Annotated in this window: 27 protein-coding genes and 1 riboswitch; of the genes, 24 read left to right on the plus strand and 3 right to left on the minus strand. The window is 48.6% G+C overall.

Annotated elements, in window-relative coordinates:
* Position 1 precedes the first annotated feature (1 nt).
* The 5 genes from pknB to DVG79_RS03440 all read left to right on the plus strand — a co-directional run bounded on the left by pknB (position 2) and on the right by DVG79_RS03440 (position 4,890).
* On the plus strand, positions 2-1,927 hold the full coding sequence (gene pknB, locus DVG79_RS03420) for a Stk1 family PASTA domain-containing Ser/Thr kinase (protein ID WP_114595465.1): 1,926 nt from the start codon (positions 2-4) through the stop codon (positions 1,925-1,927).
* Positions 1,928-1,964: 37 nt separating this feature from the next.
* Positions 1,965-2,870 carry a ribosome small subunit-dependent GTPase A gene (gene rsgA / locus DVG79_RS03425; protein ID WP_114595466.1) on the plus strand — a complete coding sequence of 302 codons (906 nt, stop codon included), beginning with the start codon at positions 1,965-1,967 and terminating at the stop codon, positions 2,868-2,870.
* A gap of 1 nt (position 2,871) precedes the next feature.
* Entirely contained in the window at positions 2,872-3,528 is a 657-nt protein-coding gene (gene rpe, locus DVG79_RS03430; RefSeq protein WP_114595467.1) for a ribulose-phosphate 3-epimerase, read from the plus strand.
* 23 nt (positions 3,529-3,551) lie between these two features.
* Positions 3,552-3,658, plus strand: a riboswitch (TPP riboswitch).
* 63 nt (positions 3,659-3,721) lie between these two features.
* A complete protein-coding gene (gene thiT, locus DVG79_RS03435) occupies positions 3,722-4,282 on the plus strand; it encodes an energy-coupled thiamine transporter ThiT (protein ID WP_114595468.1) in 561 nt (186 codons plus the stop codon).
* Positions 4,282-4,890 (plus strand): thiamine diphosphokinase, encoded by a 609-nt coding sequence (locus DVG79_RS03440; RefSeq protein ID WP_114595469.1) that lies wholly within the window; start codon positions 4,282-4,284, stop codon positions 4,888-4,890. The genes thiT and DVG79_RS03440 overlap by 1 nt, the downstream gene beginning before the upstream one ends.
* A 60-nt stretch (positions 4,891-4,950) precedes the next feature.
* On the opposite strand, the gene DVG79_RS03445 is transcribed toward DVG79_RS03440, so the two are convergent.
* Together DVG79_RS03445 and rpmB are read right to left on the minus strand one after the other, a co-directional pair.
* Positions 4,951-6,354, minus strand: coding sequence for an amino acid permease (locus DVG79_RS03445; RefSeq protein WP_114595470.1), 1,404 nt, complete (start codon positions 6,352-6,354; stop codon positions 4,951-4,953).
* Positions 6,355-6,494: 140 nt separating this feature from the next.
* Positions 6,495-6,683, minus strand: coding sequence for a 50S ribosomal protein L28 (gene rpmB / locus DVG79_RS03450; protein ID WP_012370787.1), 189 nt, complete (start codon positions 6,681-6,683; stop codon positions 6,495-6,497).
* A gap of 283 nt (positions 6,684-6,966) precedes the next feature.
* Between rpmB and DVG79_RS03455 the strand changes: the two genes are divergently transcribed.
* The 11 genes from DVG79_RS03455 to rnc all read left to right on the plus strand — a co-directional run bounded on the left by DVG79_RS03455 (position 6,967) and on the right by rnc (position 17,144).
* Positions 6,967-7,329 (plus strand): Asp23/Gls24 family envelope stress response protein, encoded by a 363-nt coding sequence (locus DVG79_RS03455; protein ID WP_026827974.1) that lies wholly within the window; start codon positions 6,967-6,969, stop codon positions 7,327-7,329.
* Positions 7,330-7,354: 25 nt separating this feature from the next.
* Positions 7,355-9,028 (plus strand): DAK2 domain-containing protein, encoded by a 1,674-nt coding sequence (locus tag DVG79_RS03460; protein WP_233494515.1) that lies wholly within the window; start codon positions 7,355-7,357, stop codon positions 9,026-9,028.
* Positions 9,029-9,119: 91 nt separating this feature from the next.
* Entirely contained in the window at positions 9,120-9,782 is a 663-nt protein-coding gene (gene sdaAB, locus DVG79_RS03465) for an L-serine ammonia-lyase, iron-sulfur-dependent subunit beta (RefSeq protein WP_114595472.1), read from the plus strand.
* 4 nt (positions 9,783-9,786) lie between these two features.
* Positions 9,787-10,683, plus strand: a complete 897-nt coding sequence (gene sdaAA / locus DVG79_RS03470; protein WP_114595473.1) for an L-serine ammonia-lyase, iron-sulfur-dependent, subunit alpha — start codon at positions 9,787-9,789, stop codon at positions 10,681-10,683.
* Entirely contained in the window at positions 10,667-12,697 is a 2,031-nt protein-coding gene (gene recG, locus DVG79_RS03475) for an ATP-dependent DNA helicase RecG (RefSeq protein ID WP_114595474.1), read from the plus strand. Before sdaAA ends, recG begins: the two co-directional genes overlap by 17 nt.
* 85 nt (positions 12,698-12,782) lie before the next feature.
* Positions 12,783-13,352 carry a transcription factor FapR gene (gene fapR / locus DVG79_RS03480; RefSeq protein ID WP_114595475.1) on the plus strand — a complete coding sequence of 190 codons (570 nt, stop codon included), beginning with the start codon at positions 12,783-12,785 and terminating at the stop codon, positions 13,350-13,352.
* Positions 13,349-14,344 (plus strand): phosphate acyltransferase PlsX, encoded by a 996-nt coding sequence (gene plsX / locus DVG79_RS03485; protein WP_114595476.1) that lies wholly within the window; start codon positions 13,349-13,351, stop codon positions 14,342-14,344. The genes fapR and plsX overlap by 4 nt, the downstream gene beginning before the upstream one ends.
* Before the next feature lie 13 nt (positions 14,345-14,357).
* Positions 14,358-15,278 (plus strand): ACP S-malonyltransferase, encoded by a 921-nt coding sequence (gene fabD / locus DVG79_RS03490; RefSeq protein WP_114595477.1) that lies wholly within the window; start codon positions 14,358-14,360, stop codon positions 15,276-15,278.
* Positions 15,275-16,006: a 3-oxoacyl-[acyl-carrier-protein] reductase gene (gene fabG, locus DVG79_RS03495; RefSeq protein ID WP_114595478.1), complete on the plus strand. Its 732-nt coding sequence runs from the start codon at positions 15,275-15,277 to the stop codon at positions 16,004-16,006. The genes fabD and fabG overlap by 4 nt, the downstream gene beginning before the upstream one ends.
* Before the next feature lie 69 nt (positions 16,007-16,075).
* Positions 16,076-16,315, plus strand: coding sequence for an acyl carrier protein (acpP, locus tag DVG79_RS03500; protein ID WP_012370777.1), 240 nt, complete (start codon positions 16,076-16,078; stop codon positions 16,313-16,315).
* Positions 16,316-16,373: 58 nt separating this feature from the next.
* A complete protein-coding gene (rnc, locus tag DVG79_RS03505) occupies positions 16,374-17,144 on the plus strand; it encodes a ribonuclease III (RefSeq protein ID WP_034769816.1) in 771 nt (256 codons plus the stop codon).
* A 48-nt stretch (positions 17,145-17,192) separates the two neighbouring features.
* Here the strand turns inward: rnc and DVG79_RS03510 are convergent, their stop codons facing one another.
* Positions 17,193-17,393, minus strand: a complete 201-nt coding sequence (locus DVG79_RS03510) for a DUF1128 family protein (RefSeq protein WP_026827983.1) — start codon at positions 17,391-17,393, stop codon at positions 17,193-17,195.
* Positions 17,394-17,519: 126 nt separating this feature from the next.
* Here DVG79_RS03510 and smc point away from each other — a divergent pair, with 126 nt between their 5' ends.
* The 8 genes from smc to rplS all read left to right on the plus strand — a co-directional run bounded on the left by smc (position 17,520) and on the right by rplS (position 26,035).
* A complete protein-coding gene (gene smc / locus DVG79_RS03515; protein WP_114595479.1) occupies positions 17,520-21,089 on the plus strand; it encodes a chromosome segregation protein SMC in 3,570 nt (1,189 codons plus the stop codon).
* On the plus strand, positions 21,086-22,090 hold the full coding sequence (ftsY, locus tag DVG79_RS03520) for a signal recognition particle-docking protein FtsY (protein WP_114595480.1): 1,005 nt from the start codon (positions 21,086-21,088) through the stop codon (positions 22,088-22,090). Before smc ends, ftsY begins: the two co-directional genes overlap by 4 nt.
* A gap of 101 nt (positions 22,091-22,191) precedes the next feature.
* Positions 22,192-22,512 carry a putative DNA-binding protein gene (locus DVG79_RS03525; protein WP_114595481.1) on the plus strand — a complete coding sequence of 107 codons (321 nt, stop codon included), beginning with the start codon at positions 22,192-22,194 and terminating at the stop codon, positions 22,510-22,512.
* A gap of 11 nt (positions 22,513-22,523) precedes the next feature.
* Positions 22,524-23,876: a signal recognition particle protein gene (ffh, locus tag DVG79_RS03530; RefSeq protein WP_026827987.1), complete on the plus strand. Its 1,353-nt coding sequence runs from the start codon at positions 22,524-22,526 to the stop codon at positions 23,874-23,876.
* Between the two features lie 93 nt (positions 23,877-23,969).
* Complete coding sequence (gene rpsP / locus DVG79_RS03535; RefSeq protein WP_012370770.1) at positions 23,970-24,245, plus strand: 30S ribosomal protein S16; 276 nt, start codon at positions 23,970-23,972, stop codon at positions 24,243-24,245.
* Between the two features lie 89 nt (positions 24,246-24,334).
* Entirely contained in the window at positions 24,335-24,844 is a 510-nt protein-coding gene (gene rimM / locus DVG79_RS03540) for a ribosome maturation factor RimM (RefSeq protein ID WP_114595482.1), read from the plus strand.
* Positions 24,841-25,569, plus strand: a complete 729-nt coding sequence (gene trmD / locus DVG79_RS03545; protein WP_114595483.1) for a tRNA (guanosine(37)-N1)-methyltransferase TrmD — start codon at positions 24,841-24,843, stop codon at positions 25,567-25,569. The genes rimM and trmD overlap by 4 nt, the downstream gene beginning before the upstream one ends.
* 112 nt (positions 25,570-25,681) lie before the next feature.
* On the plus strand, positions 25,682-26,035 hold the full coding sequence (rplS, locus tag DVG79_RS03550; RefSeq protein WP_012370767.1) for a 50S ribosomal protein L19: 354 nt from the start codon (positions 25,682-25,684) through the stop codon (positions 26,033-26,035).
* Positions 26,036-26,062: the final 27 nt, after the last annotated feature.

The raw sequence follows: 26,062 nt of genomic DNA on the forward strand, positions 1-26,062 counted from the left end.
TATGCGTTACGGAGATCGATTGAACGACCGCTACCGCATAGAACGGTTAGTTGGAAATGGCGGGATGGCAAACGTTTATCAGGCATATGATGAAATCTTGAATCGAACTGTCGCAATCAAAATTTTACGTACAGAGTTTTCGCATGATGAACAATTCATCCGTCGATTTGAACGAGAGGCACATGCTGCGACGAGTTTAAATCATCCCAACATCGTCGCGGTTTATGACGTAGGAGAAGAAGAAGCGATTTATTATATCGTAATGGAATATATTGATGGCATGACGCTGAAAACGTATTGTGAAGGGCGGGCACTGCCGGTCGCAAAAGCGATTGACATCATCAGCCAAATTTGTGATGCAATTGATCATGCCCATGCACACAGGATTATTCATCGCGATATCAAACCGCAAAATATGTTGGTACGTGAGGATGGGACTGTCAAGGTGACCGATTTCGGCATTGCGGTCGCCATGTCGAATGCGACCCTGACCCACACGATGTCAGTCCTCGGATCCGTGCATTACTTTTCGCCGGAACAGGCAAAAGGAAAATTTGCGGATGAAAAATCAGATATTTATTCGCTGGGAGCCGTTTTGTACGAACTCGTGACGGGGCAAGTGCCGTTTGAAGGCGATTCACCGGTTGCTGTCGCCCTGAAACATCTGCAAGATACCGCCCGTCGTCCGACCTCGTTAAATCCGGCTGTGCCGCAAGCTTTAGAAAATTGCATCATGCAAGCTCTCTCAAAAGCGCCGCATGATCGGCAACAAACGGTTGCTGCCTTCAAAGAAGACATGGTGACCGCGATGTCAGCTGAACGGGCCAATGAAGGCATTCGCGGGGACGATTTGATGGAAAAGACGATGGTGCTCAGCCCTGTGTCCCTGCCAACAGCCGACATTGAACACACAGCACCGGTTCCGAAGGTCGCTACTGTCATGCCGAAACCAGAAAAGAAAAAGAAACGTGCGTGGTGGATCATCTTATTGTTTTTATTCATAATGGGCGGAGCCGCAACGACTTTTGCCATGTGGCCTGACCCGACGGTCGTCGTACCGGATGTAACAGGCAAGGATGCCGACGAGGCGGAAACGAAGCTTGAAAAAATGGGATTCGTCGTGGAATCGACCGAACGCTCAAGTGATACGGTGGAAGAAGGGTTCGTCATCAGTCAGTCACCGCGTGAACAGGCGACGGTTAAAAAAGGATCGACGGTGGATTTGATTGTTTCGACAGGAAGCGATCCGGTCGAGGTGCCGGACGTCTCAGATGAGACAGAGAAAAAAGCGATCGCCATCTTAAAGGACAGCGGTTTTGAAAAAGTGGATGTCGAACGGGAAGAATCGGAAGACATCAAACGTGGAAATGTCATCCGGCAGTCGATTTCAGCTGGAACGGAAGTCATCGCGAAAGAACAGATGATTACCATCACGGTCTCAAACGGATCACCCGTATTCGTTCTGAAAGATTTGACCGACTTATCGAGTGCTGAAGCAAAAGCTTATTTGGATGAGATGGGACTGGACGGAACGTTTGAACAGGAGTTCTCAAGTGAGGTCGCGCTCGATCAGGTCATTCGTCAATATCCGCAAGCCGGTGCGCAGGTCGAACCAAACGATTCGGTCACGGTCTTTATTTCTCGCGGAGAGGAAGAAAAGACCATCACGGCGACGTTCCCTGAAAAAGTAGTCTATGATGGCGTCAGTGAAGACGAGGAGCCTGCGCCACGTCAACTCGTTCGGATTGAGACGGAAGATGCCAAAGGAAAACGAACCGTCATTGAAGAATCGATTGATCAGGATGAAACATTTGATGTTCCCTTGACGATTGATCCGGGAGAAGAAGGTAAGATTACGATTTATAAAGATGACGAAGTGTACCGGGCGAAGACGATTACGTACAATCAGGCAAAATCACAAGAATAACGAGCAGGACGTTAATCCTGACAAAGGAGGGCATAGGATGGCAGAAAATCGAATTGAAGACAATCGGGATGGAACGATTATCCGTTTACAGGGTGGATTTTATGATGTCATGACGCCTCAAGGTGAAATCCGTTCACGGGCACGCGGTAATTTCAGAAAACGGGGCATCAGCCCTGTCGTCGGCGATGAGGTCGTGTTACACATCGAAAGTGAGACCGGATATATCCTGGAAGTAAAGGACCGTCAAAATTTCCTGGTCCGCCCGCCAGTTGCCAATATCGATCAAGCGTTGTTGGTCGTATCGGCAGCAGAACCTGATTTTTCTGCCCATCTGTTGGACCGGTTTTTAGTCTTGATTGAAGCAAAGGAAATTCAACCGATCATCATCTTGACGAAGATGGACTTGTTACAAGGTGAAGCCGAACAAGGGGTATTGGAAGCAATTTCCGCGTACCGGACCATCGGATATCACGTCATCGAAACGTCAAGTGAGACATTGGCCGGAGTCGAATCCGTCCGTCCATTGTTAAAAGATAAAACGAGTGTGCTGGCCGGACAATCCGGTGTAGGGAAAAGTTCGTTGTTGAATGCCTTGGAACCTTCGTTGGCACTCGAAACGAGTCATATTTCGAAGGCGCTTGGTCGTGGACGCCATACGACCCGTCATGTGACATTGATCCCGCTTGGCGAAGGATTGATTGCAGATACCCCGGGGTTCTCGAATCTTGATTTTCCGCACGAAATGGAACTCGAGGAGTTACGGTGGTGTTTCCCTGAATTTGTTGCTTTACAGGACGAATGTAAGTACCGTGGCTGTCTGCATTTGAATGAGCCTGGTTGTGCCGTTAAACAAGCCGTCGAGGCCCAGGAAATCATGGCTTCCCGGTATACGAATTATGGTATGTTTGTAGAGGAAATCAAGAATCGGACGCGGAGGTATTAAGATGATTAAAATCGCACCATCAATCTTATCAGCAGATTTTGCAAATTTAGAGCGGGATGTCAAAGCCGTTGAAGCAGCCGGAGCCGATTATATCCATTTCGATGTCATGGACGGTCAATTTGTTCCGAACATCTCATTCGGACTTCCTGTCTTAAGCAGTTTACGTCAAAAAACAGATATGGTTCTCGACGTCCATCTCATGATTGATCGTCCGGAAAACTTTGTCGAAGCCTTCGTTGCAGCAGGGGCTGATATCGTGACCTTCCACGTCGAGGCGACGAATCATGTCCATCGTGTGCTACAACAAATCAAAGCAGCCGGAGCAAAAGCGGGTGTCGTGCTCAATCCGCATACGCCGCTGTCGACGATCGAACACGTGCTCGAGGATGTGGACATGGTCTTATTGATGACGGTCAATCCGGGATTCGGCGGACAAGCGTTCATTCCGGGTGTCATGAAGAAATTAAATCAACTGGCTGCAATGAAAGCGGAACACGATCTATCGTTTGAGATTGAAATCGATGGCGGAGTCAATGCGGAAACAGCGAAATTATGCATTGAGAATGGGGCAAACGTACTTGTTGCAGGTTCCGCTATCTACAATGCACCGGATTATTCAGAAGCAATCACTAGTATTCGGAATGCCGCTCACGTATAATAAGAGCAGAATCAAAATTGAATGAAGACCGCAAGGGGTGTCGCGTCAAGCGGCTGAGAGAAGTGATTGGACTTTAACCCTTCGAACCTGTTCCGTTCAGACGGACGTAGGGATGTGGCGCACGCAGGCAGTACGGCGTTCGTCGTACTGTCTTTTTGCCGTCCTGCGATTTTATTTTTAGGAGGAAAAAAGGATGAAACGGCTACAAATGTTAATGGAAATTGCAATCTTTGCAAGTCTTGGTGTGGTGTTCGATTTATTAATCCCGTTTAAAATGCCGCAAGGGGGTTCGATCAGTTTGGCGATGCTGCCAATCTTCGTCATGGCCTTTCGTCATGGTGTCATCGGTGGGGTCGTGACGGGAGCGCTCGTCGGAACGATCCAACTGATGTTCGCTCCGCAAATTCTGACAGTCATTCAGCCGTTACTCGATTATACGATTGCGTTTGGAGTCGTCGGACTGAGCGGACTATTCGCACGGCAAGTCAAAAAAGCAGCAGCAGCCGGGAAGAATGGCCGTTTGATGGCGATTGTACTAGGTGCGACATTGCTTGGTGCAGGTTTGCGTTATGTCTGTCACGTCATCAGCGGAATCGTGTTCTTCGCTGAATATGCGGAAGGGCCGGTCGTTCCGTACTCGTTGATCTATAACGCGATGTATATGGTTCCATCGTATCTGTTATGTGGTATTGTCGCAGGACTTCTGTTTACGACAGCGCCCCGACTTCTTCGTTATTCGGCACGAGGTGTCTGATGCGGGTCGTGATTGTAGCGGCCGGTCCGACAGAAGACATCCCGTCCCTGAAACCGTTTCTGAATGAGAAGACGGTTGTCATCGCCGTTGACGGAGGTGTCACCGAATTGGCGCAGCAAGGTCTCGCTTTTGACTTGGCGATTGGTGACTTTGATTCGCTCGGATACAAACCGGAAGGAGCGATCATCCATCCGGCTGAAAAGGATGAGACCGACTTGGAACTGGCTTTACGCCATGTCAGTCAACAGTATGAAGCAACGGAAGTGTTCATATTCGGTGCGACCGGAGGACGACTTGATATGACGCTTCAAAACGTCTATCTGCTAAAACAATTTCCGGCAGTCCGCTTGATGACGAAGCGGGAAGAGGTTCGTTTCTTACAGCCGGGGACGTATGAGATTGAGGCAGATGGATTTCACTATCTCTCTTTCATCCCGCTCGTTCCGACACGTCTGACCCTCCGCGGGGTCAAGTATCCGTTGACGAATCATGACGTGCCGATCGGCGGATCATTGACCGTCAGCAATGAATGGACACAGCACGGAGTGGCGAACGTGACGGTGCATACCGGTGAAGTGATTGCTTTACGAAGTTTGTCAGACCACTAAAAAACGTGATCGGCTTTAGGATATCCTAAAAGTCGATCACGTTTTTTTGTAGTTTTGTTTTTAAGATTCCAATGTCGAGCTGGCTGCCTGACGTTCGGTTTGAGCCGCAATATGTTTTCCTTTGACAAACAGATGGTAAGAGGCCCACGTCAAGACGAAGAACGGAACGCCGATATACAGCGCAATCCGTTGATCCGCTTGGAAAGCCAGGCTGATCAGTACAAGCATGTTCAAAGAAAACGAGATAATCGGCAAGACCGGGAAGAACGGGGTCTTGAATTTTAATTCGCTGACAGCATGTCCCTCTTTGATGAATTGACGACGGAAGGCAATCTGCGAGGCGGAAATCGAAATCCATCCGACTTGTGCCCCGAGTCCGGCGAGTGATAACAGCCAGATGAAGACGGTATCTTCCGCGAAAAAGGCAGTCAACAGCGATAACATCGCAAACAACATCGTAAAGCATAAAGCACGCATCGGTACCCCACGTGAGTTGACGATGGCAAGTTTCTTCGAAATCATACCTTCCTGTGACATCGACCATAACATCCGGGTAGCAGCGTATAACCCCGAGTTTCCGACCGACAGTAAGGCGGTCAACACGACGATGTTCATTAAATCGGCTGCATACGGAATTCCGATCGCATCAAATACCATGATGAATGGACTGCTGATGCCGCCGGCTGTTTCATAAGGAATTAACGCCCCGACGATCGTAATCGAGAGGACGAAGAAGATGAACGTCCGCCAGACGGTATTACGGATTGCTTTTGGAATCGATTTTTCTGGATCATTCGATTCTCCGGCAGCAACCCCGATCAATTCGGTCCCTTGGAATGCAAAGTTGACGGCAATCATCGTTGTCAATACCCCAAGAGCACCGTTCGGGAATAATCCGTTTGATGTAAAATTGGCAAATAAACTTTCCGGACGTGCTGCTGTCATATCGATCCAGCCAAACCAAGCTGCTCCCCCGAGCGCGATGAAAAATAGAATGGCAAGGACTTTCAGACTCGAGAACCAGAATTCAGCCTCCCCGAAGGCTTTTGCGGATACCGCATTGAGACCGAATAAAATAACGGTGAAAATTGCACACCAGATGACGATTGGTGTATCCGGAAACCACCGGTCCATCAGACTGCCGGCTGCCGTGATTTCGAGCGCCACCGTGACCGCCCAACCGAGCCAGTAAATCCAACCGACCGCAAATCCGATACCCGGTCCGATGAACCGTGTCGTATACGTTTGGAAAGATCCGGAGACCGGCATATGGACAGCCATCTCTCCTAAACATAACATCGTCAGATACATGATGGTCCCACCCACGATGTAACTGAGAACCGCCCCGAGCGGTCCCGCTTGCGAAATCGTCAATCCAGAACCGAGGAACAGTCCCGTACCGATAATCCCTCCAAGTGAAATCATGAAGAGATGCCGGCTTGTCATTTCTCTTTTTAACTGCATGTTGACCCTTCCCCCTTGAAAAAAATAACTGCTCATTTATTGTAAGCGTTTTCAATTAGTCCGACAATTAGTTTATAAGAAAAATAAAAAAAGACCAAAAAAAGAACCGGAAGGGAAGATTCCCATCCGGTTACTGCGCCTTATACGCGTTCGACTTTACCTGATTTGAGCGCTCGAGCTGAAACCCAAACCTTTTTAGGTTTACCGTCAACGAGGATACGTACTTTTTGTACGTTGATTCCCCAAGTGCGTTTCGTTTTGTTCAATGCGTGTGAACGGTTGTTTCCCGACTTCGGCGATTTCCCAGTAACGTAGCATTTACGTGCCATGTGTTCCGCCTCCTTTTATGTTGTTTTGCGTTCGTCCTAATAGACACTTTGCTATCTTAGCATGCTGTTAAGACGGTTGCAACATAAAAAAAGTAGCTGACAAGAAAAAAACTTGACAGACAACCTCAAAATTTAAAATAATGAATGAGGATGATGGTAAAAGTTCATTTGACCGCTACTATTTTTCACATATTCATTGTATAGTCAGTACGGCGACTTTTCAATAGTAGGTCCTTATAGTAGAATTATGAGAAGAACACAATTAACAAAGGGGGCTACTCAAGTGGCGATCGAGATGAAAACGACTTATGGAAAAATTGACGTAGATAACGATGTCGTTGCGCAACTTGCAGGCGGAGCAGCGATGGAATGTTTTGGTGTCGTTGGTATGGCATCCCAGTCGCAGATCAAAGACGGACTGGCTGAACTGTTGAAACGCGAAAACTTTGCACGCGGTGTCATCGTCCGGCAGGTATCGGAACAAGTTCACATCGATATGCATATCATTGTTAGTTACGGAACAAAAATCTCAGAAGTCGCAAACAACGTCCAGAGCCGTGTGAAGTATTCACTCAGCCAGGCACTTGGTTTAGAAGTGACATCTGTGAATATTTTTGTCCAAGGAGTCCGCTTGACGAATGTCTAAGGCGGGAATAGAGGAGGAAACTTTAGTGAGCGTAGATCGTTTAACAGGAGCGCAACTGGTCAAGATGATCCAGAATGGCGCAGCGAATCTCTATCAAAATGCGGATTTTGTCGATTCGCTGAACGTTTTCCCGGTCCCAGACGGTGACACGGGAACAAACATGAATTTGACGATGACGTCGGGCTCGAAAGAAGCCGCAAAAACAACGACAGACTCAGTCTCAGAAGTTGCCACGGTTTTTGCGCGTGGTCTTTTAATGGGAGCACGCGGGAACTCCGGCGTTATCTTAAGCCAATTGTTCCGGGGGTTCTCGAAATCAATCGAAGGCAAAGATGCGATTGATACAAAGGAATTCGCAGATGCCCTGCAAAAAGGGGTCGACACAGCGTATAAAGCAGTCATGAAACCTGTCGAGGGAACGATTTTGACAGTGGCACGCGAGACAGCTGTCGCAGCCATTGCCCAGTCAGAAACAACGACTGATCTGCTTGAATTGATGCGCGGTATCGTTGAAGCGTCAAAAGTATCACTCGAAGGTACACCGGACTTGTTACCTGTACTTAAAGAAGTCGGCGTCGTCGATTCCGGTGGTCAGGGACTTGTTTGTATCTATGAAGGATTCCTTGCGACACTCGAAGGGAAAGAGCTTGAAAAGCCGCATGCACCGGTCATGGAAGCACTCGTCGAAGCAGAGCATCACAAATCGGCTCAAAGCTTCATGTCGACGGAAGAAATTCATTACGGCTACTGCACGGAAATCATGGTTCGTTTCCAGGACGATAAATTGGCGAAAACACCATTCAGCGAAGAAACCTTCCGGAACGAACTTGCGGAATTCGGAGATTCTTTACTCGTCGTTGCCGACGAAGAGTTATTGAAGGTTCACGTTCACGTTGAAACACCGGGTGAAGTCATCACGAAAGGTCAACGGTTTGGTGAACTCGTCGCCGTCAAGATTGAAAACATGCGTCAACAACACTCGACAATCCTCGAAGAAGAGGGTGTCAATCAGGTGGCAGCTCCAGTCGCGACGAAAGCGAAAGCACAGTCGGCACTTGTGACAGTAGCGATGGGCGAAGGAATCAGCGAACTCTTTAAATCACTTGGTGTCAGTGTCGTCATTGAAGGCGGACAAACGATGAACCCGTCAACGGAAGACATCGTTAAAGCCATTGAAGATGCCCATGCGGAACATGTCTATGTCTATCCGAACAACTCAAACATCATCATGGCGGCAGAACAAGCGGCATCGGTTGCTTCTTGCGGTGTGACGGTCGTGAAATCGAAAACAGTTCCTCAAGGGCTTGCCGCGACAATCGTCTACAATCCGGAAGCGACAGTCGCTGAAAACGAACGTCATATGACGGATGCGATTGCAGCTGTTAAATCCGGTCAAGTCACATATGCCGTCCGCGATACGAGCATCGATGGTGTCGAGATTAAAAAAGACGATCATATGGCGATCGCCGAAAAACAAATCATCGCAACGGATCATTCGAGTCTCGGTGCGGTCAAGAAACTCGTTGACACACTCGTGACGGACGAAGATGAAATCATCACGGTCCTGTTTGGTGAAGGCGTGGCGCAAGCAGAGGTTGACGAACTTGTCGCCTACATCGAATCCATCAATCCGGAAGCGGAAGTAGAAGTGCATGACGGCAAACAGCCGCTCTACTCGTATATCCTGAGCGTCGAATAATATAAAACGTGAACGTACCTTTTCACACATCCCACCATCTGCGATAATAGAGGTGGGATTTTTGTTTAGTTGGAAGAGAGGGGAAAAGAAGATGAAGTACCGGAGTGTATTTGATATCATCGGTCCGATCATGGTCGGACCATCCAGTTCGCATACAGCGGGGGCAGCACGGATTGGATTAATGGCAGGGAAACTGTTTGGTGAACAGCCGACGGATATTACGATTACGTTTTATGGATCATTTGCGGACACGTACCGGGGACACGGAACGGACGTCGCCATTATCGGCGGTGTTCTCGGCTATGATACGTTTGACGACCGGATTCCGGAATCAATCAAGATTGCGGAACGAAAAGGGATCCGGATTCATTTTGAAACAAGTGAGGCGTTGACGGACCATCCGAATACGGCACGTGTTCATTTGACGGATGGACAGGCGGAGTTTGAACTCGTGGGTATTTCAATCGGCGGGGGAACGATTGAGATTACCGAGTTGAACGGTGTGCCGTTAAAGTTATCAGGCGGCGGACCGGCCCTGATCGTCCTGCATCATGACCGTTTTGGTGCGATTGCGGCCGTCACAAGCATTTTGGCCGATTATGAAATCAACATCGGACACATGGAAGTATCGCGCCATGAAAAAGGCAAACAGGCATTGATGGCCATTGAAATCGATGACCGGATGCCAACTGCTGTACTTGAAGAAATCAACCGTTTACCACAAGTCGAGCGTTCTGTCATGATGGGAGAGTGAAGAGATGTTTAAATCCGTAAAAGAACTCGTCGCACTGGCGACTGAAAAAAAGGTACCGATTTCAGAAATCATGATTGAACAGGAAATGACCGTTCGGCACCTTGAGCGGGATGAAGTCCTCGGGATGATGGAACGGAATCTCGAAGTCATGGAAGCGGCGGTCGAACGTTCGCTGACAGGGGACGGCGTCGAGTCCGTCACCGGTCTGACCGGCGGCGATGCCGTCTTGCTGCAACGCTACCGGGCGAGCGGTCAAGGGTTATCCGGTGATCTGTTGTTAGATGCCGTCAGCAAGGCGATTGGAACGAATGAAGTCAATGCCGCGATGGGCAAAATTTGTGCAACGCCGACGGCCGGTAGTGCGGGCGTCGTCCCGGGAACATTATTCGCAGTTCGGGAACGCTTGAATCCGAGTCGCGAACAGATGCTACGTTTCTTGTTTACATCCGGAGCATTCGGCTTCGTCGTGGCGAACAATGCGTCCATTTCCGGTGCGGCGGGTGGATGTCAGGCGGAAGTCGGTTCGGCAACGGCCATGGCGGCGGCGGCAATCGTTGAAATGGCGGGTGGAACACCCGATCAATCGGCCCATGCCTTTGCAATCGCCCTGAAAAATATGCTAGGACTCGTCTGTGATCCGGTTGCCGGACTTGTCGAAGTACCGTGTGTAAAACGGAATGCGATGGGCGGAGCGAATGCGCTTGTCGCTGCTGATATGGCGTTAGCCGGCATCACGTCACGGATTCCGTGTGATGAAGTCATCGGCGCGATGTATGAAATCGGTCAAATGATGCCATCCGCTTTACGGGAAACGGCCAAAGGAGGACTCGCCAACACACCGACCGGACGTTGGCTCGAATCAAAAATCTTTGGGGAACTCTCGAATGAATCCATTAAGTAAAGTGACTGCATTAAAAGGAGTGGGGCGTGATTTAGCCCGTAAACTCGAAGAAATGGATATGCTGACGATTGCGGACGTGCTTGAGCACGTCCCGTTTCGTTATGACGATTTTGTGACCGGCAGTCTGACAGAGGCCATCCATGAAGACAAAGTGAAATTCACGGGACAGGTTCAATCGGAAGCGCTTGTCCGTTATTATGGAAAAGGAAAAAACCGGCTCACATTCCGTCTGCTTGTCGAAGACCGTTACAGCGTCACCGTGACGATGTTCAACCGTGCCTTTTATAAAGAGCAGTTAAAACTCGGCGAAGAAGTGACGGTCAGTGGTAAATGGGATTTACACCGCATGACGATTTCGGCGACGGAATTACAATTCGGAGCGATTGAAGGGGAATTGACGCCGGTCTATTCGCTAAAAGGAGATATGCGGATGAAGACATTCCGGCGGGTTGTCGAACTGGCTTTTGCCGAAAGCGACACACTCGAAGAACGCGTTCCAGATAACATTCGCAAAACGTATCGGTTACTTGATCGCATGACGATGTTGCGCCGGTTGCACTTCCCGACGACCCGGCAAGATTTGACGACTGCCCGGAGAAGTTATGTCTATGAAGAATGCCTGTACTTCCAACTGAAGTTACAGACGTTACGTCTCGGAAAACGAAAGGGACAAGGTCTTGCTTTGCCGTTGTTCCAGCAAGAAATCGACCGATTCATCGCAGCGTTACCTTTTCCGCTCACGGGAGCACAGCAACGTGTGACGGAAGAAATCTTAGCCGATATGCATCGACCGGAACGGATGAACCGGCTTCTCCAAGGGGATGTCGGAAGCGGGAAGACGGTAGTGGCAGCCATCGCCCTCTTCACCGCAGTCCGTGCCAATAAACAAGGGGCATTGATGGTGCCGACAGAAATTTTAGCGGAACAGCATGCTTCATCACTGGCTCCATTGCTCGAGCCGCTCGGAATCAAAGTAGGATTACTGACGAGCTCCGTCAAAGGAAAAAACCGGGTGCTCCTACTGGAAGCATTAAGGCAAGGGGAAATTGATGTGTTAGTCGGGACACATGCCTTGATTCAAGATACGGTCGTTTTTAAGGATCTTCATCTTGTCATCACGGATGAACAGCACCGGTTTGGTGTCGAACAACGAAAACGTCTCCGGGCGAAAGCGGAGCAGGCGGATGTTCTTTATATGACGGCCACACCGATTCCACGGACACTTGCGATTTCCGTGTTTGGTGATATGGATGTCTCAATCATTGACGAGATGCCGGCAGGAAGAAAAGAAATTGAAACTTATTGGGCAAAACCGGAACAAATGGAACGTGTCTTTGGGTTTGTCGAAAAAGAGTTACTGCTCGGTCATCAAGCGTATGTCATCACGCCACTGATTGAGGAATCTGAATCACTGGATGTGCAAAATGCAATCGAGCTGCATTTGCTTTTAACAGAACGGTTTTCCACGCAACGTGTCGGATTGATGCACGGCCGTCTCAGTTCGTCAGAAAAAGACGACGTCATGCAGGCCTTTAAAGAAAATCAAGTGCAAGTCCTGGTCTCGACAACCGTCGTCGAAGTCGGTGTCAACGTCCCGAATGCCTCGATTATCGTCATTTATGATGCGGAACGGTTTGGTTTGGCCCAATTACACCAGTTACGCGGCCGGGTCGGGCGGGGAGTAGCCCAATCGTTTTGTATCCTGATTGCTGATCCGTCTTCCGATACAGGAAAAGAACGGATTAAAACGATGACTGAGACAAACGACGGCTTTAAGTTGGCTGAAAAAGATTTGGAATTACGCGGAGCCGGAAACTTCTTTGGAACCGAGCAAAGCGGATTACCCCGATTCGTGCTGACGGATCCAGCACTCGACATCCAAGTGATGGAGACTGCACGAAACGACGCAGTTCGTCTGTTACGTTCCGATGCCTTTTGGCAACAACCGGAGTACGCAGTTTTACGGCAATACATCGAACAGCAGGGACTGCTGGACGGAGAAAGAATCGAATAATACTTGAAAGTGAACAACAAGGGATATATACTACTATTAGTACCAGGTGATAATGGTAGACATCCTTCTTGTGGGAGGAACATACATGCGGGTACCTAAAAAAGAGCGACAAACTGAATTACAGCATACAATTGAACAAAATCCGTTCATTACGGATGAAGCGTTAGCGACTCATTTCAACGTCAGTATCCAGACGATTCGTCTGGACCGGATGGAAATGAAGATTCCGGAACTACGTGAACGGATCAAACACGTCGCAACAGAACGGTTAGATGATGTGCGTACATTGACTGAAAATGAAGTCATTGGTGATATGATTGACCTGAAACTGGATACATCGGCGATTTCGATTTTAGAAATCCTACCGGAACACGCGTTCAGCCGAAATGCGATCGCCCGCGGACATATTTTGTTTGCCCAAGCGAACTCATTGGCAATCGCCCTGATTGATGATGAACTGGCCTTGACGACAAAAGCCAATGTCCAGTTTACGCGATCCGTCCATGTTGGTGAACGTGTCGTGGCGAAAGCTTTCGTCAGCTCGCATCGACAAGATGGACGATCGGACATCAACGTCGAGAGTTTTGTCGGCGATGAGTGTGTGTTCATCGGTGAATTTACGGTGTATCGAAGTAGTAAGGAGGAGTCAAGATGATTTTAGCAGTAGACGCAATGGGAGGAGATCATGCTCCACGCGCCATCGTAGAAGGAGTCGTCCAATTTTTAGCGGAACGCCCGACGGAACAGGTTGAAATTCGGTTGGTCGGCGATGAATTGAAGTTACGTTCGTATGACATCAAGGATCCACGTGTGAAAATCGTCCATGCTGCATCCGTCATTACCGGAGAAGATGAACCGGTCCGCGCAATCCGTCGCAAGAAAGATAGTTCACTCGTGGTGGCTGCAAACCTGGTGAAATCAAAAGAGGCAGATGCCTTGATTTCAGCAGGCAACACGGGTGCACTCATGACAGCCGGATTGTTCGTGATCGGTCGAATCGAAGGAATTGACCGTCCGGCATTAGCGCCGACCTTCCCGACCCGAAATGGAAAAGGGGTCGTCATCCTAGATGTTGGTGCCAATCCAGATGCAAAAGCAGAACATCTTTTGGATTATGCGATCATGGGGTCGGTCTACGCAGAACAAGTCAGAGGAATCAAACAGCCGAAAGTGGCTCTGCTGAATATCGGATCAGAAGCCGGTAAAGGCAACGCCCTGACGAAAGAGACCTATCCTCTGCTTGAGACCGCTCCGATCCATTTTGTCGGGAACGTTGAGGCGCGAGAAGCGATGAGCGGTGAAGTGGATGTCATCGTAACGGAAGGATTTGCCGGAAATACGCTCTTAAAGAGTACAGAGGGTGCTGCCAGCATGATCATGGGTGTCATGAAAGAACAATTCATGAGTTCATTCAGTTCAAAAATTGCGGCCTTGATTCTAAAGCCGAAACTGAAAAAAATGAAACAACTGCTTGCTTATGAAGAATACGGCGGAGCCGGATTGTTCGGAATTGCCGCTCCGGTCATCAAAGCACACGGCTCAAGCAATGCCTACGCATTCAGCCGGGCATTGGCACAAGCAGAACAAATGGTTGAACAGCAGGTAGTCACAAAAATCATCGAGGCAAAGACAACAAAAGAAATCTAAAGGGGTGAGACGGATGGGTAAAACGGTTTGGATGTTTCCAGGTCAAGGTTCACAAATGCCAGGAATGGGACAAACGCTTCTACATCATGAAGAGTCACGTCAAGCATTGATGGACCTTGGGACACGGATTGGTCTCGATTTGACGGATTTATTGACGACGGGCACAAAAGAAGATTTGAAGCCGACAGAAATCGCACAACCTGCCATCGTTGCACACAGCACATTGCTTGCGAATCGTTATGCGGCACTTGGCCATCGACCGGACTTTGTACTCGGACATAGTGTCGGAGAGTACAGTGCACTCGTTGCAGCGTCTGTGTTAACAGCAAGTGAAGCGGTTTACCTCGTTCGCGAACGAGGTAATCTGATGAATCAAGTGACAGGCGGTACGATGGCAGCTGTCATCGGGCTGAACGATGTCGAAGCCGCGCATCATGCAGTCGAGTCCATCGCAGCAACAGGAGAAATCGTCCAAATCGCAAACTACAACTGTCCGGGACAATTCGTGATTTCAGGACAAGTTGCAGCTGTCGAGACAGCGACTGCGAAATTAAAAGAGTTGGGTGCGAAACGTGTCCTGCCGCTTGATGTATCGGGAGCGTTCCACTCGTCGTTAATGACTCCATTCGCCTCACGATTTGAAGATATCTTGGTTTCTTCACCTTTCCAGGCGGCGAAAACAAAATTCATCTCGAACGTCGATAGTGATTTTCACGATCAGCCGGATGAATTGATTCGTTTACTGGTTCAACAATTGTATTCACCGGTTCGTTTTGAATCGTGCGTGGAAAAATTGATTGAAGAGGGTGCGGATACATTTATCGAATTCGGTCCGTCATCACCACTGAGTGGTCTCGTCAAGCGGATTAAAAAAGATGTCAAGATCGTCAGCATCACGACACTTGAACAATTGGAAGCGGAGGCGATTCGTTGAATAAAGTAGCACTCGTAACCGGTGCATCACGCGGAATCGGAGCCGCTATCGCCAAACGATTGGCGACAGACGGATTCCGGATCGTCGTGAACTACGCCGGTAATACAGCAAAAGCAGAAGAAGTCGTATCGTCTATCGTCGATGCGGGTGGGGAAGCCATCGCCGTCCAAGCAGACGTTGCAGACGCCGAACAGGTGAAAGCATTGCTGAAGACGACACTGGATACGTACGGCCAGTTGGATTGCGTCGTCAACAATGCCGGTATCACGCGGGATGGTCTGTTGATGCGAATGAAAGAAGCCGATTTTGACGCCGTTCTGAATACGAACTTAAAAGGTGCGTTTCTTGTGACGCAAGCAGCGACGCGCCCCTTATTGAAATCGAGCGGGCGCATCATCAATATCGCTTCCGTCGTCGGAATCACCGGTAATCCGGGTCAAGCCAACTATGTGGCGGCAAAAGCCGGTCTGATCGGATTTACGAAGTCGGTCGCACGTGAACTGGCGAGCAAAGGCGTTACAGCAAATGCGATTTGTCCCGGTTTCATTGAAACCGATATGACGGATGAATTGACAGAAACCCAACGCAATCAGACACTCGACCAAATTCCGTTAAAACGATTTGGTCAGACGGAAGATATCGCGTCGCTTGTCAGTTTTATCGCATCAGACAATGCCCGTTACATCACTGGTCAAACTTTGGCAGTCGATGGCGGCATGACAATGTAAGTGAACTGTGGTACTACTTTGCCAAATTGGCAATCATCTTATATACTCAACTCATGGAGGGATTTTCAAATGACAAAAGAACAAATTTTAGTAGACGTGCAAGAAGCAATCGCAGAGAAGTTAGGCAAAGAACAGAGTGAAATCACACTCGACAAATCGTTTAAAGACGATCTCGGAGCAGATTCACTTGAAGTCATGGAACTCGTTATGGATCTCGAAGACAAATTCGAAATCACAATCGAAGATGACCAAGCAGAAAACCTAAAAACAGTCGGCGATGTCGTCAGCTACATTGAAACACAAGTCTAATACATGAAGCTGGGCCCACCGCGTTTTTGCGGTGGGATTTAGCTGTTTAGGAGGCATTATGACGAATCAAAAAGGACGTCGTGTCCGAAAAGGACCGTATGTAAAGCGACGGAAAGACTCACGGGCTTTGGCGCAAATTGAACAGAAGTTCAGCCAGTTGCAAGAACGGCTGGATATTCATTTTGCGAATGTAGAACTATTGAAGCAAGCATTTACGCATTCTTCTTTTGTAAATGAACAACGTGAATCAGATGGGGATAACGAACGTCTGGAGTTTTTAGGCGATGCCGTATTAGAATTGACGGTCTCCAGGTATTTATTTCAGCACTATCCGGAACGTTCCGAGGGGGAATTAACAAAGCTGCGTGCGGCCATCGTGTGTGAGCCGTCACTGGTCCAGTTCGCGAATCATTATGAGTTTTCTGAAATGATTCTACTTGGTAAAGGGGAGGAACTGACAGGGGGAAGAAATCGTCCGGCGTTACTTGCGGATGTGTTTGAAGCCTTCATCGGAGCCTTGTATCTGGACCAAGGGATTGAAGCTGCAGAACGATTCCTCGCCGAAGCGGTTTTTCCGAAAGTGGCGTCTGGATTTTTTGAAGAACAAACTGATTTTAAAAGCCAGCTCCAAGAAGCCATCCAACGGGTCGGACTTGGACAAATCGAGTACGAAATCATTGAGGAACGTGGTCCGGCGCACAGTCGTGAGTTTATCTCGCGCGTACACATCGCCGATAAGCTGGAAGGCATCGGGACCGGTCGTTCGAAAAAAGAAGCCGAACAGCAAGCAGCTAAACAAGCCTTGCTGGAACTCAAAAACAGCTTCTGACATGCAAAAGGCACCCATTTTAAAATGGAGTGCCTTTTTTGAAGGATCTTAAACGGTTTTGAGTGATTTCAGTTCGTCGACGATAGCATCGACTTCTGCTAACGTCAAGGACTCACGCATCATGACGAAGTCGTAAATCTCTTTTAAATCATCATTTTTTGTGCCGTCGAATTGTTCCGCCTTGATGACGCCTTTGTTGATAATGTTTAATTTATCCAGAATGTCTACAATCATTTGTTCAATTGTCATGTCTTAAAATCTCCTCTTCATTTCTTTAAGCCTAACATTACCATAAAAGCTACCATTTTGTAGACCTTTCGGCTATGGTAAACTAAAAGAAAATCAAAAAGAAATTTAAACATATGGGTGGTCAAGATGTACTTAAAACGAATTGAAATCAATGGCTTCAAGTCATTTGCCAGTCGGACGGAGCTCGACTTCCTTCCGGGAGTCACAGCCGTCGTCGGACCAAACGGCAGTGGGAAGTCCAATATATCGGATGCTGTGCGCTGGGTGCTCGGTGAGCAATCAGCTAAATCATTACGCGGTGGGAAGATGGAAGATGTCATCTTTGCCGGAAGTATCACGGAACACCGGAAACAATTTGCGGAAGTCACGCTCGTGCTCGACAATGAGTCGGGGACTGTGGCCTTGCCGTATCAAGAAATCAATGTAACGCGGCGTGTCAGCCGGAACGGCGACAGTGATTATTTTTTAAATAAAAAACCATGCCGATTAAAAGATGTTCTGGATTTATTCATGGATACCGGATTGTCGCGTGACGCGTTCGCCATCATCGGTCAAGGACGGGTCGAACAAGTGATTTCCGGAAAACCGGAAGAACGACGCGCGGTCATCGAAGAGGCAGCAGGCGTCTTAAAATACCGGAACCGTAAAAAACAAGCCGAACGAAAGTTGACGGATACAGAAACAAATTTGTCACGGGTCGATGACATTTTATTTGAACTGGGTGGACGAATTGAGCCATTACGAGAACAGGCGTCACTGGCAAAAGAATTTTTAGTTGCGCGGGAACGGTACGACTTCTTGGAACGGGGCATCCTTGCAACCGAAATTCAACAATATAAGACACAGCTTGCTGACGTGTCGACGGAAATCGAATCGTGCCAAACTCAATTATTGACGGAACAAGACCGATTGCAAGATACGATTGCAACACGGGAAACGCAAGAAACGTCGCTAGAAGAGACGCGGCGACTTGAGACGGAGATGCAGGATCGTTTACGGCTTGTCTCGAATAAACTCGTTGAAATCGAAGGGGCTTTGAACCTCGCGAAAGAGCGGGAAAAACACGGGGCGGAAATGAAGGCGCGTCTGGAACAGGAAGTAGCAGTTGCTGAACAACGGGTAGCGCAAATCGAGCAAGAGGAACAGGCGGTGCTGAAACAACAGCAACAGACACAGCAACTGTACCTCGATACTGTGGCGCAACGGGAACAAGCCGATGCTGCCTTGTCTTACTCCGACCGGGATTTTGAAAAAGAAGCCGAACAATTACGTTCGGAAGCCTTTGAAGTAGCCAGCCGTCTGGCGGCGTCAACGAATGCTTACCACCGTGCCAAACAAGATCTCCTTCATGCAGAAGAACAGCAAATCAGCTTTTCGGAAAATGTCGGGTCAAAACAAACGGACCGCTCGACGTATGAAGCGGAAACGATTCGTCTCGGGCAACAGGTGGAAGAGTTGCGGAACCGTTTAGAAACGTTGCGTCAAGAAGAACACGCACAACAAGACCAGCACCGTCAGCAACAAGAGACGTTGCGGCAAATGGAGCAATCCATCATCGATCTCCACCGGCGTCGCGATAAGACGGAAGACCGGATCGAGTTTTTGGAATCGGTCAAAGCGGACTACAGTGGCTATTTCGGAGCCGTCAAAACCGTTTTGAAACAACGTGACCGGATTGCCGGTATCCATGGCGCTGTTGCGGAACTGATTACCGTTCCTGCCCGTTTTGAGGCGGCAATCGAAACGGCACTCGGCGGAGCGATGCAAAATGTCGTCGTCGATACAGATGTGACAGGCCGGAAACTGATTCAAGAACTACGCCGGTTGAATGCCGGTCGGGCGACATTCATGCCGCTCGCGTCCATTCAGCGTCGTGAACTGAGTGCTTCCGTGCAAGAAAGTCTGTCCGGCATGTCGGGCTACCTCGGCGTTGCGAGCAATCTGGTCACGACACGGGAAGATTTCATCAAACTGAAAGAGAATCTGCTTGGGACGACTCTGGTCGTGGAATCGCTTGAACAAGCGAATACGATTGCCCGTTCGACAGGACACCGTTACCGGATCGTGACGCTCGAAGGCGATGTCGTCAACGTCGGAGGATCGATGACGGGAGGCAGTCGGAAAAAAGGAACCCCTCTCTTCAGCCAGTCGCGTGAACTGGAAGAGTTGCAGACAGGATTAAAACAGGGTCAGGCTGTTATTCGGGAACAAGAGCGACGCCGTGATGAAATGAGAACAGCTAACGCACAACTTGCCGGTTCACTTGAAGAAAATGTCCGCAACATTCAACTGGTCCAGGCGCAACTGGAAAGTGTCCGTGAAGCCTTTACAGAGGCGAAACGCAGTCTCGCCGTCACCGCTTCGGAATTATCGGTTCACGATGGTCAGCTGAATCGCCTTGCTGAACAAGCGGCCGAAGCAAAAGCAATCATTGCAACATCAGAGCAGGACATGGAACAGTTGACGAAACGCCAAGTGGAACTGCGCCAGGCTCTCGATCAACTGAAAGAAGCGCAGTCACGCGGGGCTGTTGCAGTCGAAGAATTAAAACAACAACAAGCAGAAGCCTTGCTTGAAGAACGGACGGTCAGTATGACACGCGATCAAATCGATCGTGAAGTCATGCGTCTCCGCGAGACACTGAGTCATGCGAAATTAGAAAGAAGTCATAAACGACGTGATTTGAAACATATTCTAGAAGGATTCGATGAAGCGAAGATTGATGCGCTGCACGTTGAAAAAATGCAGATGCAACAAGAACAAACTTCAGTCGAACATGAATTGACGCTTGTGACGAAAAAAATCCGGCAGGCAGCAGAAGACTTGCGTCTGTTACGGATTCAGGAAGCGAAATTGACGGAAGCCCGTCAGGCGACGACGCAACGTCTTGATCAAGCCCGTCTCGCCCAGGGACGACTCAGCACACGTCTTGAGACACGTCACGAAACACTGGAAGAAATGGGACTGATCGCGGACTTGATTCAACCGTTGACCACTTCATTCGAGGAAGCCAAGGAAGAATTACATCTCTTGAAACGGCAACTCGAGGAAATCGGGATTGTCAATCTCGGTGCCATCGAGGAATTTGCTGAAGTCGATCAACGCTTTACGTTCTTGTCGACGCAGCGTGACGATTTAGTCAATGCGAAAACTGATTTGTATGCTGTCATTGAAGAAATGGACCGGGAAGTCGTCCGATTGTTCAAACAGACATACACAGCCGTTCGGGAACATTTCCGGGAAACCTTCCGGGAACTGTTTGGCGGCGGGGAAGCCGACTTGATTTTAGTGGATCCAACCGACCTGTTGACAAGCGGTATCGATATCGTAGCCAAACCACCCGGCAAAAAGTTACAAAATCTGTCCTTGTTGTCCGGTGGGGAACGTGCCTTGACTGCGATTGCGCTGCTATTCGCCATCTTAAAAACACGACCGGTCCCATTCTGTGTCCTCGATGAGGTCGAAGCGGCCCTCGATGAAGCGAACGTCGCCCGGTTTGGAGAGTTCGTCCATCAACTGGCACGCGAGACACAGTTCATCATCATTACCCACCGAAAGGGAACGATGGAGTCCGCCGATGTCCTGTATGGCGTTACGATGCAACAAAACGGTATTTCTGAAGTATTATCCGTTAAACTGGAAGAAGCGAGACGGACACTCAGTGAAGAAGTAGAACCAAAGGGGATAAAAAAATGAGTTTCTTTAAAAAATTAAAAGATCGTCTGACGACATCCACGCAAGAAGTGACGTCGAAGTTTACGGAAGGCTTGACGAAAACACGGGACGGGTTGGCGAATGCCGTCAACGATCTCGTCTACCGTTTCCGTGAAGTCGACGAAGATTTTTTCGAAGAGTTGGAAGAAGTATTGATTCAGGCCGATGTCGGTGTCACGACGACGATGGATCTTGTTGAAAAGCTAAAAGTTGAAGTCAAACGTAAAAATGTCAAGGATACAAAAGAAGTGCGTGACGTACTGGTCGAAGTCGTCGCGAGCATGTTGGTGGAAGAGGAAGAGTCGGAACTGGATCTCAGTCACGAACTCAATGTCATCTTATTTGTCGGTGTCAACGGCGTCGGGAAAACAACGACGATTGGTAAACTGGCGAACCGTCTGAAAAACGAAGGCAAAACGGTCATGCTTGCAGCTGGCGATACGTTCCGGGCCGGTGCCATCGATCAACTTCAAGTCTGGGGTGAACGTTCCGGTGTGCCTGTCATTCGTCAAGGTGAAGGGTCGGACCCGGCAGCGGTCATCTATGATGCGGTTCAAGCTGCTAAAGCCCGAAAAGTCGACGTCCTGATTTGCGATACAGCCGGTCGACTGCAAAACAAAGTCAATTTAATGAATGAACTCGAAAAAGTAAAACGTGTCATCGAACGGGAAATTCCGGGGGCGCCGCATGAAGTATTGCTCGCCCTTGACGCGACGACCGGTCAAAATGCGATGGTGCAAGCAAAAGCCTTTAAACAAGCGACGGATGTCAGTGGGATCGTTTTGACGAAGCTCGACGGAACAGCGAAAGGTGGAATCGTCCTTGCGATTAAGAACGAGTTGGATTTGCCGGTGAAATTCGTGGGTCTCGGTGAAAAAATTGATGACTTACAACCGTTCGATGCCGAACAATTCGTCTATGGATTATTCGGAGATGTCTTTGAAGAAAAAGAAACGGTCGAAGAAGTCCGAGAAGAGGACTGACCACGATTTCCTTGTAAAGAAAAAAACTTGACAACACACTGTGAGGGCTGTACTATACTATCTGTAAAGGAATTTCACTTAACAACCGCGGAGGTGTTCGAATGACACTTGATAAGACGAACCGGATGAATTATCTGATTGACTTTTATCAGGAGCTTTTGACGCCGAAACAACGGAATTATATGTCACTCTATTACCTAGATGACTTTTCGTTAGGTGAAATCGCCGATGAGTTTGAAGTCAGCCGACAAGCAGTCTACGACAACATAAAACGTACGGAAGCGATGCTTGAACAATATGAAGAACGACTGGGTTTGTTCGCAAAGTATGAACAGCGAAAGATACTTCTTGATCAGTTGAAGCAACTAGACCTTCCGAGCGAAGCTCACGTGACCATTACGGCACTCGAGCAATTAGAGTAGGGGGCAATTTCATGGCATTCGAAGGATTATCGGAACGGCTTCAAGCCAGTCTCGCTAAAATGCGGGGTAAAGGTAAGATTTCTGAAGCGGACGTAAAAGAAATGATGCGTGAGGTTCGCCTTGCGTTATTAGAAGCTGACGTCAACTTCAAAGTCGTCAAACAATTCGTAAATGATGTGAAAGAACGTGCAGTCGGGCAAGATGTCATGACGTCTCTCACGCCAGGTCAGCAAGTCGTCAAAATCGTCCATGACGAATTGACGAAACTGATGGGGTCAGAAGTTTCTCCATTGACGTTATCGAACCGTCCGCCAACCGTCATCATGATGACCGGTTTGCAAGGGGCTGGTAAGACGACAACAGTCGGAAAACTTGCGAATCATTTACGGAAGAAACAAAATCGCAGTCCACTGCTCGTTGCAGCGGATATTTACCGACCGGCTGCGATCAAACAGCTCGAGACGTTAGGAAAACAACTCGAACTGCCTGTTTTCTCAATGGGAGATCAGGTCAGTCCACAAGAGATTGTCACTAATGCCCTCGACTATGCAAAAGAGCATCACCACGATATCGTGTTGATCGATACGGCGGGACGCTTACATATCGACGAGGACCTCATGCAGGAACTGGTTGATGTGAAAGAAATCGCCAAACCGAATGAAATCTTCCTTGTCGTCGATTCGATGACGGGTCAGGATGCCGTCAATGTCGCCGAAAGCTTTAATGAAAAGCTCGGTGTGACAGGTGTCATCTTGACGAAGCTCGACGGGGATACTCGAGGCGGAGCAGCACTCTCCATCAAGGCAGTCACCGGAGCACCGATTAAGTTCGTCGGTCTTGGAGAGAAGCTGGACGCAATCGAGCCATTCTATCCGGAGCGGATGGCGTCACGGATTCTCGGCATGGGAGATATGCTGACGCTGATTGAAAAAGCGGAGTCTCAAATGGACGCGACACGCGCCAAAGAGCTCGAAGGCAAAATGCGCGATGCATCGTTCACGTTTGACGATTTCATCGAGCAGTTACAGCAAGTGAAACAGATGGGTCCTTTGGATGAGTTGTTAGGAATGATTCCGGGTGCCGGTAAAGGAAAGATGAAGGGTCTGAAAAATGCCCAAATCGATGAGAAGCAACTTGTTTATGTCGAAGCGATTATTCAATCGATGACAAAACGAGAGCGGACTGAACCGGAAATTCTCAATGCGAGTCGTCGGAAACGGATTGCGCGCGGCAGTGGTCGTAGCATTCAAGAAGTGAACCGATTGATCAAGCAATTTGAAGACATGCGGAAGATGATGAAACAATTCTCCGGCCAAATGGGCAAAGGGAAAAAGAAAGGCGGCTTTGGCCTCCCATTCTTCTAAAAGTCTTTTCACTTTTGCTGGAACGTTGTATACTAGTGAAGTTGTCAATTTGACTAAACCAAAAAACTATTTATTATCTGGAGGGACTTACGAATGGCAGTTAAAATTCGTCTTAAGCGCATGGGCGCAAACAAATCACCTTTCTACCGTGTGGTAGTAGCAGACTCACGTGCACCACGTGATGGTCGTTTCATCGAGCAAATCGGATACTACAACCCGGTTGCTAAACCAGAAGCAGAAGTAAAACTTAACGAAGAGCTTGCTCTTAAATGGCTCGCTGAAGGTGCTAAACCTTCAGACACAGTTCGTAACCTCTTCTCAAAAGCTGGTATCATGGAGAAATTCCACAACGCGAAACTCGCGAAGTAAGACGATTGGAGGTGAGCGAAAGCTTACCTCCTTTTTGTATGGCAAAATAATAACGGGAAACAAGACTTGGGAATAAGGAAGTGGAACAGATGGAATGGTTGGAAGTCGCAAAAATCGCCAACACGCACGGTTTGAAAGGCGAATTGAAACTACTGGCAAGCACAGATTTTCCGGAACAGCGCTTTAAAGTCGGCAATGATGTATTTTTAGAATCAAACGGAACATACACACCGTTTACGATCAGCAGTTACCGGAAACACAAACAATTCATCATGGTGACGTTCAAAGGAATGCAACACATCAATGATGTTGAGAAATACAAAGGCTTGAAACTGTATGTTCAGCCGGAAGCCTTACAGGAACTCGGGGAACATGAATTTTATTATCATGAAATCATCGGCTGTACGGTCTTCGACGGTGAAAACGAAATCGGTGTCGTCTCTGATATTTTAGAAACGGGAGCAAATGACGTATGGACGATCAAACGTCCCGGTAAAAAAGATGTGCTGATTCCCTATATCGAACAAGTCGTCGCCTCAATTGACGTCGAAGCCAAACGGATTCAAATCACACCGTTACCGGGTTTGATCGAAGGATGAACATTACGGTCCTGACGCTATTTCCGGAAATGTTCACAGCGCTTAATCACTCGATTGTCGCCCGTGCGCAAGAGGAGAAGCGGATTGAACTCAACTATGTCAATTTCCGGGACTATTCGACGAATCGTCATGGGCGTGTCGATGATTCTCCATACGGTGGAGGGGCCGGAATGTTATTGACTCCCCAACCGGTGTTTGACGCGATTGCGGCATTGCCTGAAGCCAACCGGCGAATCATTGCCCTGACACCGACGGGGCGGCGATTTGATCAGCGTCTTGCTGAAGAATGGTCAACCGAAACGGAGCTCGTCTTTTTGTGCGGTCATTACGAAGGCTTTGACCAACGGATCCATGATGAGCTCGTGACGGACGAAGTGTCGCTCGGTGACTTTGTTTTGACCGGTGGCGAGCTTGCCGCGATGACGATGATTGACGCCACCGTCCGCCTGTTACCGGATGTTCTCGGAAAAGCTGCCAGTCATGAAGACGACTCGTTTTCGACCGGATTGCTCGAGTATCCGCATTATACGCGTCCGGCTGACTTTCGGGGTTTAGTGGTTCCGGATGTCTTATTGTCCGGCAATCATGCCCGGATCGAAACGTGGCGCCGTGAACAGGCATTGAAACGGACACTGGAACGGCGACCGGATTTACTTGAGCAGGCCGATTTGTCCGAGACCGACCGTCGTTACTTGCAATCAATTTCAGGATTGTCAAACGACTGAAACTGTGATAAGTTAAAACATGTGGCAAAAGCCACATATTAACGATGTTCCGCTGTTGGATGCCAAGGGCAAATGAAGATACGAACATTGGTGAAAAAAGGAGAAATCATTCATGAACACACAACAATTGTTCCGTGAAATTACACAAGAACAAATCAAGTCAGACGTCCCTGCATTCCGTCCTGGTGATACAGTCCGCGTCCACGTTAAAGTCGTCGAGGGTACGCGTGAGCGGATCCAGCTTTTCGAAGGCGTAGTCATCAAACGTCATGGTGGCGGCATCAGCGAAACGTTTACAGTTCGTAAGATTTCTTACGGAGTTGGCGTTGAGCGTGCATTCCCGCTCCATTCACCACGTGTAGCGCAAATTGAAGTCGTTCGTTACGGTAAAGTCCGTCGTGCGAAACTTTACTACCTCCGTAACCTTCGCGGTAAAGCGGCTCGTATTAAAGAAATTCGTCGTTAATCATGTGAAAAAGTGGCTTGTCTCCGG

Source organism: Exiguobacterium sp. RIT594 (assembly GCF_003339585.1).
Classification (GTDB): Bacteria; Bacillota; Bacilli; order Exiguobacteriales; family Exiguobacteriaceae; genus Exiguobacterium_A.